Annotated in this window: 10 protein-coding genes and 1 pseudogene; 4 read left to right on the top strand and 7 right to left on the bottom strand. The window is 74.0% G+C overall.

Annotated features, from left to right (window positions below):
- A complete protein-coding gene (locus ACI8AP_RS05865; RefSeq protein WP_456588397.1) occupies nucleotides 1-333 on the bottom strand; it encodes a hypothetical protein in 333 nt (110 codons plus the stop codon).
- A gap of 103 nt (nucleotides 334-436) precedes the next feature.
- Here ACI8AP_RS05865 and ACI8AP_RS05860 point away from each other — a divergent pair, with 103 nt between their 5' ends.
- The 4 genes from ACI8AP_RS05860 to ACI8AP_RS05845 all read left to right on the top strand — a co-directional run bounded on the left by ACI8AP_RS05860 (nucleotide 437) and on the right by ACI8AP_RS05845 (nucleotide 5,411).
- On the top strand, nucleotides 437-619 hold the full coding sequence (locus tag ACI8AP_RS05860) for a hypothetical protein (RefSeq protein ID WP_456588396.1): 183 nt from the start codon (nucleotides 437-439) through the stop codon (nucleotides 617-619).
- A 159-nt stretch (nucleotides 620-778) separates the two neighbouring features.
- A complete protein-coding gene (locus tag ACI8AP_RS05855; RefSeq protein ID WP_456588395.1) occupies nucleotides 779-1,351 on the top strand; it encodes a DoxX family protein in 573 nt (190 codons plus the stop codon).
- On the top strand, nucleotides 1,348-2,397 hold the full coding sequence (locus ACI8AP_RS05850; protein ID WP_456588426.1) for a PHP domain-containing protein: 1,050 nt from the start codon (nucleotides 1,348-1,350) through the stop codon (nucleotides 2,395-2,397). Before ACI8AP_RS05855 ends, ACI8AP_RS05850 begins: the two co-directional genes overlap by 4 nt.
- Nucleotides 2,398-4,214: 1,817 nt before the next feature.
- The gene (locus ACI8AP_RS05845; RefSeq protein ID WP_456588394.1) at nucleotides 4,215-5,411 is read left to right on the top strand and encodes a glycosyltransferase family 4 protein; all 1,197 of its coding nucleotides are present in this window, start codon (nucleotides 4,215-4,217) and stop codon (nucleotides 5,409-5,411) included.
- Nucleotides 5,412-5,467: 56 nt separating this feature from the next.
- Here ACI8AP_RS05845 and ACI8AP_RS05840 read toward each other — a convergent pair whose 3' ends face one another.
- The 6 genes and pseudogenes from ACI8AP_RS05840 to ACI8AP_RS05815 all read right to left on the bottom strand — a co-directional run bounded on the left by ACI8AP_RS05840 (nucleotide 5,468) and on the right by ACI8AP_RS05815 (nucleotide 14,109).
- Nucleotides 5,468-7,678: an O-antigen ligase family protein gene (locus ACI8AP_RS05840; RefSeq protein WP_456588393.1), complete on the bottom strand. Its 2,211-nt coding sequence runs from the start codon at nucleotides 7,676-7,678 to the stop codon at nucleotides 5,468-5,470.
- Nucleotides 7,675-8,316 carry a hypothetical protein gene (locus ACI8AP_RS05835; protein ID WP_456588392.1) on the bottom strand — a complete coding sequence of 214 codons (642 nt, stop codon included), beginning with the start codon at nucleotides 8,314-8,316 and terminating at the stop codon, nucleotides 7,675-7,677. The genes ACI8AP_RS05840 and ACI8AP_RS05835 overlap by 4 nt, the downstream gene beginning before the upstream one ends.
- Before the next feature lie 248 nt (nucleotides 8,317-8,564).
- Nucleotides 8,565-9,536 (bottom strand): hypothetical protein, encoded by a 972-nt coding sequence (locus ACI8AP_RS05830; RefSeq protein WP_456588391.1) that lies wholly within the window; start codon nucleotides 9,534-9,536, stop codon nucleotides 8,565-8,567.
- A gap of 35 nt (nucleotides 9,537-9,571) precedes the next feature.
- On the bottom strand, nucleotides 9,572-10,672 hold the full coding sequence (locus tag ACI8AP_RS05825) for a glycosyltransferase family 2 protein (RefSeq protein WP_456588390.1): 1,101 nt from the start codon (nucleotides 10,670-10,672) through the stop codon (nucleotides 9,572-9,574).
- Nucleotides 10,673-10,850: 178 nt separating this feature from the next.
- Nucleotides 10,851-12,131, bottom strand: a pseudogene (locus ACI8AP_RS05820) (IS110 family transposase).
- 331 nt (nucleotides 12,132-12,462) lie between these two features.
- The gene (locus ACI8AP_RS05815) at nucleotides 12,463-14,109 is read right to left on the bottom strand and encodes a malectin domain-containing carbohydrate-binding protein (RefSeq protein ID WP_456588389.1); all 1,647 of its coding nucleotides are present in this window, start codon (nucleotides 14,107-14,109) and stop codon (nucleotides 12,463-12,465) included.
- Between the last annotated feature and the right edge of the window lie 8 nt (nucleotides 14,110-14,117).

Here is a 14,117-nt window from a genome sequence, read left to right as displayed (position 1 = left end):
TCAGCCGCTGCCGTAGGTGATCAGGCCGACGGCGAACAGCGGCAGCGCCACGAAGAGGAAGACCCCGAGCGCCGTCAGCGGCTCGTCGCCGCCGGACTCATCCTGGCCCGGCCCCTGGCCGAGGAAGGCGCGCGCCTCGGCGGTGGCCAGGCGGGGCGCGAGCGTGCCACCGACGAGCGCCAGCAGGCCGGCGACCACCATCAGCGAGAGCACGAAGCGGCTGCGGAACCCCTCGTCGGCCACCACCGCCCACACCCAGCCGGCGACGGCCGCGGCCAGGCCCGCAGCCGCGAGCATGACGACGACCCGGCGGAGCGCGGCGGCGACGGGCACCAGGTGACCCTAGGGCAGCGGTGCCGGATTTCCGGCACCGCCGAGTCCCGCGCGCCCCCGTCGAGCAGCCCGTGCACCCCGGGGCACCGGTACGGTCCGCACCATGGCGGAGCCGACGAAGCCCCCGGAGAAGGACTGGCAGCAGGGCACCGGCCTGGCCCTGGGGCTGGCCCTGGGCGCGGGGCTCGGGCTGTCGCTGTTCGAGAACCCGGGCGTCGGCGCGGGCATCGGCCTGGCCGTCGGCGTCGCGATCGACGCCGCCATGCGGCGGAGGACGCGGGACTGATCCGCTGCGGTGACGCCCGGTCGACCCGGGCCGAGGGGTAGCCGGGCACGTCGCGGCAGGTGGAGACGGGACGCCCGAGTTGCGCCGCGTGATTGCCGGATGGATCTTCCGGGCAGTGCACGCTGCGACTGCCCAGTGGCATCGAGGAAAGAGGTCACCATGCTCGTTCGCCGGATCGCCCGGCCCCTGCTCGCCGCGCCCTTCATCTACGGGGGGATCAGCACGCTGCGCCAGCCGCAGGACCGCGTGCCGGGCGCCACCCCCGTGGTGGAGAAGATCGCCGAGACCGCCGACAAGCAGCTCCCGGTGGAGCTGCCCCGTGACGTCGAGCAGTGGGTCAAGGTCGACGCCGCCATCAAGGTGGCCGCCGGTTCGCTGTTCGCCCTGAACAAGTTCCCGCGGCTGACCGCCATCGCGCTGTCGGCGTCGGTCGTCCCGACGACGCTGGCCGGGCACCGGTTCTGGGAGCACGACGACCCGAAGGAGAAGTTCGGGCAGCTCTCGAACTTCCTCAAGAACACCGGCCTGTTCGGCGGGCTGCTGCTGGCCGCCGTCGACACCGAGGGCAAGCCGTCGGTGGGCTACCGCGCCAGGCGGGCGGCGAAGCGGGCCGCCGACGCGACCGAGAAGAACTACGAGAAGGCCTCCAAGCGCGCCGTCAAGGCGCAGAAGAAGGCCTCCCGCAAGGCCGGCAAGAAGACCGGCAAGGGCGCCCTCAAGGCGCTTCGCTGAGCGCTCCGCTCCCGCCCGCGGCCGCGCTCCGGAGGATCGCCTTCCTCCTGGAGCGCGCCCGCGAGGCCAGCTACCGCGTGGGTGCGTACCGCACCGCCGCGGCGGTGGTTGACGGCCTGGACGAGGCCGAGCTGGACCGCCGCATCCGCACCAACACGCTGAAGGACCTCAAGGGCATCGGCCCGAAGACGGCGACGGCGGTCGCCCAGGCCCACCGGGGCGAGGTGCCCGAGTACCTGGCCGCGCTGGAGGAGACCTACGCCGGGGAGCTGCCGGCAGCCGAGGACGTCGCCGCCTTCCGCGCCGCGCTCAAGGGCGACCTGCACGCCCACTCCGACTGGTCCGACGGCGGCAGCCCGATCCGCGAGATGGCCGAGGCCGCGATCGCGCTGGGCCACGAGTACCTGGCGCTGACCGACCACTCCCCCCGGCTCACGGTGGCCAACGGGCTCTCCCCCGAACGCCTGGAGCAGCAGCTCGACGTCGTCGCCGCGCTGAACGAGGAGCTCGCGCCCTTCCGGATCCTCACCGGCATCGAGTGCGACATCAACGTCGACGGCTCGCTGGACCAGAGCGAGGAGCTGCTGGGCCGCCTGGACGTCGTCGTCGCGAGCGTGCACTCCGACCTGCGGGCCGAGCGCTCGGCGATGACCGAGCGGATGCTCGCCGCCGTCGCCAACCCGCACACCGACGTCCTCGGTCACTGCACCGGTCGGCTGGTCATCGGCCGGAGGCAACGCGACGGGACGCAGAAGCCGCGGCTGGAGAGCCAGTTCGACGCCGAGGCGGTGTTCTCCGCCTGCATCGAGCACGGCACCGCGGTGGAGATCAACTCCCGCCCCGAGCGGCTGGACCCACCGCGGCGGCTGCTGAGCCTGGCGGTGGAGCTGGGCTGCGAGTTCGCCGTGGACACCGACGCGCACGCCCCCGGCCAGCTGGACTGGCAGTACAACGGCTGCGAGCGGGCGGTCGAGTGCGGCGTCCCCGTCGAGCGGGTGGTCAACACCCGCAGCGCCGACGACCTGCTGGCCTGGGCACGGGCCTGAGCGCACCGAAGCGGCCTCCGGCGCGCCGGGCCCGGGTACCGGGCCGCTGCCCGCGCCGACGGCCTGATCGGCACCCACCCGCATCGTTCGCGGGGACGACGTGGTCTGTACGCCCACTCACGCACGGTGGGTCGGGCTGCGCGTTCCCTTGCCCCGGGGGGCGATGGGTTGCGCCCTCTCCTCCCCAGCGGAAGGGTCCCTGGTGCCGGAAGCGTGGTCGGGGTCCGGGCACGTGGGTTCTCACCTGCGGAGAGGGGGTCCTGGTGGTCGGCGGTGTGGGCGCGGGCTCCAGGGTTCCCGTCGCCGCGCCCGCTTCCACGGGTCCGCTGCGGGGGCTCGGGGAGCGCGGGAAGCGCGGGAAGCGCGGGGAGCGAGTCTCCGTCCATCCTGGGCTGCTTCTGCTGCTGCTAGCCTGCGGTTGGGCGCTCCTCGTCATCGCGGCCGGTGCTGCGCACGCTGACGACGAGCTCACCGCTCCGGTTCCACCTGCCGCCCCGGGTGCCGCGGACCCGGTTGCCGGTCTGCCGCCCCTCGACGACCCCGTCGAGCCGTCCACCGGCGCGGAGGTACCGCCCCCCGGTGCGGACCGCGACACCGGCACGACACCCCCCGGGCAGGCCACCTCCACCGTCGAACCACCGCCCGCGCTGCCCGCGGCGACGCCCCCCGGGCACCGGCGAGACGTCGCCCACCCCACCGCCCGTCGTCGAACTGCCGCCCGGTGCGGACGTCCCCGTCCCGGCCGGGCCCGCGCCCCCACCCTCGCTACCCATACCCGCACCCGCCGGGACCGCGCCGCCCGCCGTGGAAGCACCGGCCTGGCCGGCGCCATCGGCCGGGCCCGACACGGCGGACGGCGGGACGGCGCAGCCGACAGAGCCCGCGACCCTCCACGTGCCTGCGCTTCCGGACGACGGCCCCGGCCCTGCCCGGCGACCGGTCCACCGCGGTAGGCCGGCTGCTGCGCACCCCTCTACCTCGACGCGCTCCCCGGCCTGCTCGACGTCGTGCGGGGTGACCTGCCGCTCCGCTCCAGGTGCCGGTGATCCCCGTGGCTCCACCGAGGTGGGTCAGGACTCCGCCCGCGACGTGCTGGCCCAGAGCAACCGGACGTCGATGTTGCGCTCGTACTGTCCGCGATCGCATGCGCGCTGGCCACGTGACCGGGCGGAGATACCGCGGAGGTATGAGACCCGGGCATCCGGATCGGGCGTCGGTGGTGGCACCTCCCGACCCCCTGGACGATCGGGCGACCTATGGACTGGGTGTGGACGGCAGCCCTCACCTGGCTGGCGCTCGCCTGTCCGCTCGCCCTGCTGACCGGCCGCTACCTGCGGCGGTCACACCTGCACCACCGGTTGCCGCTCGGGCCCATGGGGGGCTCCCACGAGCAACGACCCGGTGACCGGCCGCGTCGGTCCGGTCCGTCGCCGACGCTGGCCCGGTCGGTGCACCCACCCGGCTCCGGACAGACCGGTCCGGGCCAGCGGCCGGCCCGCGGAACGGCGGGCACGCCGGGTCCCGATCCGGTGACGCAGCCATCACCGGCCGAGCGGCTCGCGGAGGCCGAGGACACGGCCGCACGGCCGCCCTGCCGGACCCGGTCCCCCCGGCACCGGCGTCCCTAGCCGCGCGGCACCCCGCCGGATCACCCGTACGTGTAGGCGTCCGCCGGGGTCGGTCCCACTAAGCTCGGCAACCGTCGACGTCCGCTGCTCGCGCGACCGGCACGCGGCCCCGGGCCGTTCCCGGTGGCTCCCGACGGCGGCCACCATGCCCTCCACGTGTGACCCACGCCGGGTCGGATGGGATGAGAAGTGCTCTCCAGCGCGCCGAGCGACGCGACCGGAGGCGGCGCTCCGCCGTCGGCCCGTCTCCGGGTCACCCACGTCATCCACTCGCTGGGCCCGGGTGGCGCCGAAAACGTCCTGGTCGAGCTGGCCGACGTGGCGGACGCGGCCGGGATCGATCTCCAGGTCATCGCGCTGTCGCCCGTCCCGCGGCCGGTCCACGCCGAGGCGCTGCGCGCCCGCGGTGTGCCGGTCGTGGAGCTCGGTCGCGGCCGGTGGGACGCGCGGGCGATCCCGGGCACGATGGCCGCGATCCGGGACTTCCATCCGCACCTGGTCCACACCCACCTGAAGCACGCGGACCTGGTCGGCGGCGTGGTCGGCTCCCTGCTCCGCCTGCCGGTGGTCTCCACCCTGCACATCGTCGAAGACGCCCCGACCGGCCGGCTCGGCCGGTACAAGCGGACGGCCGGCCTGGTCGCCCGGCGCCGCACGGCGGCCCGGACGATCGCCCTCAGCAGCCGGCAGCGCGAGTGGTACCGGGAACTGGCCGGGAACGACGACGCCCTCGTCGTGCTGCCGAACGGGGTCGCCGACCCCGGTCCGCAGGACGGCGCCGTCCGCGACCGGATCCGGGCCGAGCTGGGCGCCGGCCCCACCCGCCCGCTCATCGTTTCCGCGTCGCTCATGCGGCCCGAGAAGGGCCACGATCTGCTCCTGGACGCCGTCGCCCTGCTGCCTCCCGCGCTGCGACCGGTCGTGGCGCTGGCCGGCGACGGCGAGCTCCGCCCGGTGCTCGAGGCCCGGGTCGCCGATGGCCCCCGCCTGCGGGACCTCGTCCGGTTCCTCGGCTACCGGGACGACGTCCCCGCCCTGCTCCGGGCCAGCGACCTGGTGCTGCACACCAGCCTCGCGGACGCCCTTCCGACGACGGTGATGCAGGCCCTCGCCGTCGGGGTACCGGTGGTGGCCACCGATGTCGGGGGGATCCCCGACATCGTCGGCGAGGACGCCGGGGTGCTCGTGCCCACGGAGGCCGAGCGGATCGCCGAGGCCGTGGTCCGGGTCCTGGGTGACCGCTCCGCCGCCGCCGCCATGGGGGCGGCCGGTCGCCGGCGGTTCGCCGAGAACTTCGCCTCCACCGTGTGGGCGGACCGGCTGCGGGCCCTCTACGACACGGTGCTGGCCGAGCACACCTCCCAGGGCGACCGCGCCGCCGGCTGATCCGGCCGGTGAGCACTCGATGGGCGCGGGCCCCCGAAGTGCTCACCGGCCAGCGATCACCGCGGCACGCCCGCCCCGGTGAGCTCCTGCGCAGGAGCCGGGTCGGGGGATGACGTCCGTCGGTCGCGCCTGCGGTGCCGCGAGTCGGAGACGAAGCCGGCGACCGGGACGCCACCGCCGACCACGGCGAGCGCCAGGGGGATGAACGCCACCCGCCGGTCCAGCGGCTCCTCCGGCGGCGAGAGGATCGGTGCTCCGGGGAGGCCGAGCGCCCCGTACAGCGGGCTGAACTCGTTGAGCGCGTCGACCGCCGCGGTCCGCACGGCAAGCGCCACCTCGGAGGCCTCCTGCGGATCCTCGGCTCGCGCCCTGACCACGACAAGGGCCGAGCGGACCGACCCGTTCACCTCGACGTCGACGTCCTCGGGCCGGCTCCCGTTCGCCCGCAGGCCTTCCTCCACAAACCGCGGGTTTGTGGCGATCCCGGCGAGCGTCCGGACCAGGCCGGTGCGGCTCAACGTGTCCAGGTCGTAGGAGGGGGACTCCGACCCCAGCTCGTAACGGACCACGAGCTGCATGCTCGAGGTCGCCGTCCACATGGGGGTCTGCCGCCCGGGCAGCGTCCAGAGCGCCGCCGCCAGCACCAGCAGCCCGAGGACGACGACGGCCATGGAGGCCCGCAGGCCGGCGCGGAGCCACTTCGAGAACGGCTCCCCCCCAGCAGGTTCCGCGGCGATCCAACCGCCCGGCTCCGCTCCGCGTTGCCGGTCCACCTCGCGGCGCGCCCGGATGTCGAGCGCCGCTCCGAGCGCCGCGACGAACAGGAACGTGCGGAAGGTGGCCAGGTGGAGGAAGAGGCTGGCGACGGCCCACCCGGCCAGCGCGGCTAGGACCGAGTTCGACAGCGGGACGGGCGCCGCGGCCTGCACGGTCGGGCCGCCCCGACGGGCCACCAAGCGCGCGCGCACGGCCACGAACGCGGCGGTCCCGATGAGCAACAGCCAGGCCGTCAGGCCCAGCAACCCGCCTTCGGCCGCCGCCTCCAGGTACTGGTTGTGGGGGGCCAACGGCGGGCTGTCCAGGGCGAGCCGCCGCAGGTACTCCGGCTCCACGGCCAGGAAGTTCCCCGGCCCCACCCCCAGCACCGGGTGGTCGACGATCATCTCCAGTGCCACGCGCTGCGCGGCCACGCGCCCCTCGAGCGAGGGGTCGGCGACCTCCAGGCCCGAACCGGCGCCGATCGCACCCAGGGTGAGCAGCCGGCTCCCGATGCCGGGCACGAAGAGGGCCATGCCGGCGGCCAGGGGGGCCAGCAGCACGGTCTTCGCGATCCGGCCACCGGCCAGCACCGCCCAGAGGCAGGTGACCAGGAAAGCCGCGAGCAGAGCACCCCGCGAGCCGGTGAGCACGATCCCCAGCAGGATCGACCCCGCGGCGAGGAGCCACCCGGCCCGGCGCGGCCAGGTCGTCGCCAGCTGCGCCACCGACAGCGCGAAGGGCAGCCCGAGCACGAGCACGCGGCCCCAAAAGTTGGCGTCCGCCTGCGGCCCCGCGTGCCGGGCCGTGGCACCGCCTAGGTCGGCCATCAAGGGCACGTTGGCGAGCCCGGCGAAGGTCATGTCGTTGCCGATCACGAACTCCTGGATGGCGGTGAGCCCGGACAGGACCGCCAGCGTCAGCGCGATGGCCTGGGCCATCCGCCGGGGAGCGTGGCCCGGGACCAGCAGGAGGGCGCCGACGGCCAGTGGCCACAGCAACGCCTTGGCCTGCTCGGCGACGGCGGAGAGCCCGACTGCCGCGTCGGCGATGGGGGACGCATCCGCGGGCACGTCCTGGCCGGTGAGCGCGGAGAGGGTCTGGACGACCAGGTAGAGCACCGCTGCGGCGGCGAGGGCGGACCAGCCCGGCCGGAGCTGTCCGCGCGTGTAGGCCAGCCCGGCGGCGACGAGAGCCGCGCCGAGGAGGAGCGTCTCGAGCCGCGGGATCCCGTTGGCCGCCGCGACCCCGGAGAGGTTGGCGAACTCCGCCACCGTGACGAACACGAGGAACGGCACCGGGCGGACGAGCAGGAACGGCACGGCGAACATGCCTGCCGCCACCACCGGGGCCGTCAGCGGCAACCCCACCAGCGCCGTCGCGACGAGCACGGCCACGCCCAGTACGACGCAGCCCAGGGCGAGGGCCGTGGACAGCAGGCCGGTGCGGACCGGCGAGGAGGCCGGCTGCACCCGCGGAGCTGTCTCCGGGAGGCGGGTGGCCGAGCTCACCGAACCGAGGGAGCGGTCAACGGGTCGTCCATCTTCCGCGCCTCGGAGACCCCTGCGCCGTCGGCCTGCACCGGCTCGGCGGTCTCCGTGGACGGTCCGTCGGTGCGCAGGGACCGGGTACCGTCCGCGTGGCCGTCGACGGTGGCCGGGACGGGCGGCAGCGAGCCCATCGGCACGGTGCGCCGACGGGCGTTTTGCAGCGAGCGGATCGCCAGGTACGCGGCCAGCCCGGCGATGACGGCGACGGCGCCGACCACGGCGGCGAGCACGCCGGGCGAGAAGCCGATGCGCTCGGCGGAGCCGTCCGCCTCGTCCACCACGGAAACCTCGTACGGGGCCCCCAGCTGGCCGAAGTAGGGCTCCACTTGGCCGAGCACCGCATCCGCGCCGGTCTCGGCGGCTGCGGCGTCCTCGGAGGTGACGGCCACCTGGATCAGCGACGTGTCGGGGACGACCTCGACGGACACTCCGGCCTCCACGGCGCCCTCGGTCGCGGCCTCCGGGTCGGCCCGCAGCGCCAGGATCTCGGCGAACGTGGTGGCGACCTGGCCACGGCTGAGGGTGTCGTAGTAGGCGGCGGCCTCGTCGGCGCCGGGCGCCGGGAGGACGACGAGGGTGGTGGTCGCCCGATACTCCACCGGGCGGGCCTGCCAGAAGGCGGCTCCCGCGAGTCCGACGAGCGCGGCGACGACTAGCCCAGTCAGTATCGCGACCCAGCGGCGGGGCCGGGGGGCGCGACTTCCGGACGACGGCAGGTGGGTAGACGTCACAGGGCTCAGGCTAACCGCCGAGTCCGCACAACTCGGTGCGCCGGCCCACGCGAGAAGTTCTCATGTCCTGCAGTCACCTGATCGGGTAGCCGCGCGTCCCTCGCATGCGCGATCGGTCACTGCGTCCCGTCCCAGGTCTCCAGCACCCGCAGGCGGTCCCAGGGGATGTGCGCCATGCGGTAAAAGTCCCAGGGGAACTCGGCGATCTCCGCGTAAGCCTCCTCGCCCTCGGGCGCCCGCTCGAAGGCCACTGCCAGGGCCGCCTCGGAGCTGTCGCGCAGGTAGCCACCGTAGGTCTGCAGCGCCTTGGCCACCGCGACCTCTCCGGCGGTGATCCCGGGGATCGACTCGACGTCGATGGAGGGGTCCAGCTGCAGCCGCGCCCCCTGCGGAAGGCAGGTGCCGCTCTCGGCGTGCCCGTCGGTCTTGGTCGCCGGGTAGCGGTACTCGCCCGGGCAGCTCAGGTCGGAGGCGAAAGCCAGGGCGTGCGCGATCTCGCCCTCGCGGATCTCCTCGAGGCGGACCAGCCCGGCGAGCAGATTGATCCCGGCACCGGTCGATCCGCCGGCCGCACCGCCGGACTCCCCCCCGATCCCGTCGCCGTCCAGCGACGCGTGGGTGCCCCAGGATGCCGTCCACGCCCCGTCATCGGCACGCTCCGCCTGCCAGAAGTCGTACACCCGGCCCGCCTCGTGGTCGATCACCACCATGGCTCCGTCGCTGCCCGAGCTCGCCTCCGCGTCCGCCGGGATGGGCACCGGCTGGTCCTCCAGCGGGCAGTCACCCCAGTCCTGCGTGCAGCGGACCTCCACGAACGGGGTGTCCTCGGTGGCCTCGTAGACCGGGACGGCGTACTCGTCGAGGAGTGCGACCGCGCCGCCGTCCTCCACCAGCGCGGCGATCATCTCCTCGCTGTCCTCGTCGAGGGCCGGGTCGTCGGGGACGGGGGTGTTCCACGGGCTGTCCTCGCCGAACAGCTGCCCGGTCAGCTCGTCCGGGCCGGCGTCGTCCGGCTCGCTGGGCGACGAGCAGGCCGCGGCGAGGACGAGGAGCGCGAGGGCGAGCGCACCGGCGACTCGGTGGGTCATCCGGCACCGGGGGGCGCGCGCGGGGCGACGACGGTTCATACCCGCCCCTCCGGTGGCCGAGACCTCAGCCGCGCCAGGGCCCGGGACAGCTGCCGCACGACCCGCCCCGCGGCACGCAGCAGCGGGCCCCGCGGACGGCTGGCTAGCAGCGCCTCCGCGAGGCGCTGCAGGAGGCGGGCCGGCAGGACGGCGGCCAGCGGCAGCCCCACTGCCAGCGTGGCGCGCTGGACGGTGTCGACGTCCGGGCCGGGGCGCAGGACGCCGCCGATGCCGGCGCGCAGCAGGTGCCCCACGCACTCGCCGGCGGGCCCCGGGTGGCCGGCCGGGTCGAGACGAAGCGACAGCAGGCGCTGCAGCACGTGCTCGGGATTGCGGAGGGGGAGGTCGACACCGGCCGCGCGGCCGTGCTCGGCGGCGATGCGCTCGAGGTAGCGCTGCCGGGTGAGGTCGTAGGAGATCCGCTGCCGGATGCCGGCGAGATCGACCTCGCCGGAGTAGGCCCACAGGTTCCCGCCGTGCAACCGGTAGGAGCCGAGCTCACGGTCGACCGACACGACCGGCCCCTCGAAGACGCTGGCCAGGTTGAGGTAACCGTCGTTCGTGTTCCTGAAGTCGGCCTCCGGGATGGGCAGCACCTTCTCCAGCACCACCCGCCGGAAGGCGTTGCCGGTCGTCACGGGCGTCACGTAGTGGCCCGTGGCCACCAGTTCCGGCACCACGTCGCCGGTCGGCATGGGGACGTCGGCCGGTGGGTCGACACCCCGACGCTGGCCGTCACCGTCGATCAGCGACAACCGGAACTGCACCTTGCTGCAGTCGTCCGTCCAGGCCTCGGCGACGGCCGCGGCCGCCTCGGGATCGAGCAGGTCGTCGGCGTCGAGGAACATCACCACCTCGCCAGAGGTCGCCGGCACGGCGGTGTTCATGACCGAGGAGTTGCCGCCGTTGGGCTTGAAGATCGACCGCAGCCGGTCACCATACCCCTCGATGATCTCCCGCGACCCGTCGGTGGAGCCGTCGTCGACCACCAGCACGTCCACGGGATAGGTCTGCGCAAGTGCGCTATCGATCGCCGCCGGCAGGTACTCGGCGTAGTTGTAGCTGATGACGACGACGCTGATGGTGGGGGTAGGCATGGACTTCCCGCAGGTAGGCGAGCCGAGCGGCGACCGAGGCGCCAGCCGGTTGTGTCACCCACGGTAACGTGTCGACCGGGTGTGGAGTTCCGCACGCTGGAACACCACCACTGGGCCGCACCTGCCAGACAGCAGCGGGCTCGATAAGCCCGATTACGACATCCCATGGTGTGGGACGTCAAGCCGCGTTAGCGGTGAGTTGAGGCCAGGCAGCTTCCTCGCGGTAGAGGGTTCGGCTCTTGAGGCAGCCGTGCAGGAGGCCGACGAGGCGGTTGCCCAGCTGGCGGAGGGGGGCGTGGTGTCCGACTCCGCGGGCGCGGATGGTGTCGTCGTAGGCGCGGGCGCCGGGTGAGGCGGTGAGCGCGCAGAAGGCCCATCGGTGGGTGGCGTCGGCGAGGTGGTTGTTGCGGGCGTTGCGGGCCAGCACCACGTGGCGGCTGCCGGAGGCGCGGGTGCTCGGTGAGGTGCCGGCGTAGTTCTTGCGGGCGTTGGCGTCGGCGTAGGGGGTGTGGTCGTCGCCGAAGTCGGCGAGCACCCGGGCGCCGAGGACCGGTCCCAGCCCGGGCTGGCTGGCTGGCTGGCTGGCTGGCTGGCTGGCTGGCTGGCTGGCTGGCTGGCTGGCTGGCTGGTCACGATGTCAGTGTCCGGGTGTCGGCCAAAACCCTCGGCCACCACCGCCTGCAGCTCGGCGATCTGCGTGTTCAGCTAGACCGCGCTGGCCACGATGACCGCGTAGGCGGCCTCGATGGGCGGGGCCTGGCGAAGCGCGGGCACGCGGAGCACTGCCTGGATGACCTCGGCCCGGGTCTCCGGGTCGCGCCGGTGGGCGCGGGGCAGTGCCGCGGTGATCTTCGACCTCGACAGCCGTGCCGCCCGCGCCGGGTCCGGAGCTCGCTCGAGCAGCTCGAGCGCCTCAGAGGCCATCAGGTCGGGAAAGGCCTCGAGCGCGGCGGGAAAGAGATCGCGCAGCGCGCTGCGCAGCCGCTGAAAGTGGCGGGTGCGGTCCCAGATGAACGCCTGACGCGAGCGGGCGACCAGCTTGAGCCCTCGACTTCGGGGCTGTGCCCGGCCATAGGCCGGTGGTGGGCCCGATCCAGGCGGACGATCGCGGCCAGCATGTGCGCATCCCGCGGTGGGACTTCGCGCCCGAGCTGCCGTGTCGCTCCCGATGGCGGGCCACCTGCACCGGATTGAGCGGGAACACCTCGTAGCCGGCCGCGACCAGCGCCGAGACCCGGGTCCCGCGGTCGGTCTCGATCCCGACAACGACGTTGTGCACGACGAACCCGGTGTCGGGGTCGACGTCGTCCTCGGCGAGGTGCTCGGCGAGCAGCTCGTGCAGCCGGGTCGGCCCAGCGATGCCCTCGGGCAGCCGGGCCCGCGCCAGCCGGCGCCCCTGCTCGTCTTGCACCTCGATGTCGTGGTGGCCCTCGGCCCAGTCATCGCCCACGACCAGCATCCGTGCCCTCCTTTGCCTGAGTTCCTGCGGTCGGCAGCGTGGAGGGAGACAGCCAGCGGACTAATGGTCCAGCGCTCACCGGACGACCCGGGGCACGTCATCCCATCAGCGGTCAGGCCCCCTCACGACCGGTGCGTGCACGATCTGACGCTAGAAATCCAAACCGTTCCAGTCGTTGCAAGTGCTGCCCCACCGGCCGCTACCGGCGCCGAACCTGCCAGACAGCAGCGGGCTCGGTAAGCCCCATTAGTCGTGTCGGTCCCGGCACACGGACGAGGCCGGACCGGCGCCGTGCGGCACCGGTCCGGCCTCGTGAGCCGACGGGCGAGTGCTACCGGACCACACGCATCCGGTTCCACGGAATGTGCGGCATCGAGTAGTAGTCGCCGGTGAACCCGACCGCCGGGTAGGGGTCAGCCTCCCCGATGGGCGCCTCGAAGGCCACGCAGATGTTGGCCCCGCAGTTGTCCCGGTTGATCGCCCCGTAGGTCTGCAACGCCTTGGCCACCGCGCGCTCCCCCGGCGTGATGCCGGGGATGGCGTCGACGTCGATCGAGGGGTCGAGCTGGAGCCGGGCACCCTCGGGGATGCAGTCGGACCGGGACGACTGCCCGTCCGTCTTCGTCGCCGGGGCGCGGAACACGCCGGCGCAGGAGTTGTTCGTGGCGATCGAGATCGCGTGCGGGATGTTCAGGTTGCGCATCTCGAAGGTGCGGACCACCCCGGCCAGCGTGTTGATGCCACCCCCGGTGGCACCGCCGTTGGGGCCGCGGCCGTCGCCGGTGAGCGGGGCGCACGTGCCCCAGCCAACGGTCCATTGGCCGGGACCGGCCTTGCGAGCCTGCCAGAAGTCGCAGGAGGTGCCCGCGGCGATGTCCACGATGATCATGCGCCCGTCCGACCCGCTGGTGGGCTGGGCGTCGGCCGGGATGCGGATCGGCCGCCCCTCCAGGTCGCAGCTCCCCCAGTTCTCGGTGCAATCCACGGTGGCCGTCGGGCTGCCGGCGTCCGCCGTGAACACCGGGTCGCCGTAGGCGTACAGGTTGGCGGTGGCCCGGTTGCTCGCCGTGACACTGCGGATCATCGCGGCGCTCCCTGGGTCCAGGGAGGGGTTGGCGGGGATGGGGGTGTTGTAGGCACTGCTGGCCGAGAACGGGCGCCCGCTGGTGGCGGTGAGCGCACCGATGGCGGCGCTGGCAGGCGCCGCCGCTGCAGGCCCGGCCGACTGCGCCCCGGCGGACGGTGCCGGCGTCTCGGCCGGGGCCGGGATCTTCGCCTCGGCCGAGGCGGACGGCAACTGCTCACCGGCCTCCGGCTCCGTCGTCGCCGCAGGAGCGGTGGTGGCTTCCGGGGCCGACTGCGCCTCGGCGGTCTGCTCGGCGCTGGGCGACTGCTCGGGCGCCGGAGCCGTCGCGGCGACGGGCATGCAGGTGCCGCGCGGGTGCTGCCGGAGCACCTCGATACCGCTGATCAGCGGGGTGCCCACGATACCCCGGCCCTCGATGGTCAGCTGACCGTCGGTGACCCGGGCCTTCGCCGTCTTGACCACGGCCCGCTGCGACCCGCGGGCGGAGGCCACGATGTCGACCCGGCGGAGCTCCGCACGGCCGGCCTCGAGGTTGACCGAGAAGACGCGACTGCCACGCGCGGCCACGCGCCCGTCGGCACCCGAGGCGGGCTCTGCAAGGTGCAACCGGGTCACGTAGGTGCCCGACTCCGGGACCGCCACGGTGTAGTTGAATTCACCGGTGAAGGCGCTGCGGTAGAGAACGTCGGCGCGGGTGCCCCGGATGTCCACGGTGTCCGCGATGAGGGACGCACTCTCCGGCGCGACCGCCGGGTCGGCCGACCACGCCCGGCCTCCCGCCGTGATCGCCGGGCCGCCGAGATTGACCCGCGCCACCGGGCTGCTGTTCGTGGTCCCTGACGGGCACTGGGCCGAGCCCGCGGTCAGCAACTCGCTAGAGACGGGGGCCACGACAGTGG

The sequence above is a fragment of the Blastococcus sp. SYSU DS1021 genome (assembly GCF_054050995.1).
Note: the sequence above shows the minus strand (reverse complement) of the source record. Positions and strands in the feature narration are given on the sequence as shown.

Coding starts and splice junctions, on each gene's coding strand:
- ACI8AP_RS05860 (WP_456588396.1), top strand. CDS start 437: ATGGCGGAGCCGACGAAGCCCCCGGAGAAGGACTGGCAGCAGGGCACC.
- ACI8AP_RS05855 (WP_456588395.1), top strand. CDS start 779: ATGCTCGTTCGCCGGATCGCCCGGCCCCTGCTCGCCGCGCCCTTCATC.
- ACI8AP_RS05830 (WP_456588391.1), bottom strand. CDS start 9,536: ATGACCCACCGAGTCGCCGGTGCGCTCGCCCTCGCGCTCCTCGTCCTC.
- ACI8AP_RS05825 (WP_456588390.1), bottom strand. CDS start 10,672: ATGCCTACCCCCACCATCAGCGTCGTCGTCATCAGCTACAACTACGCC.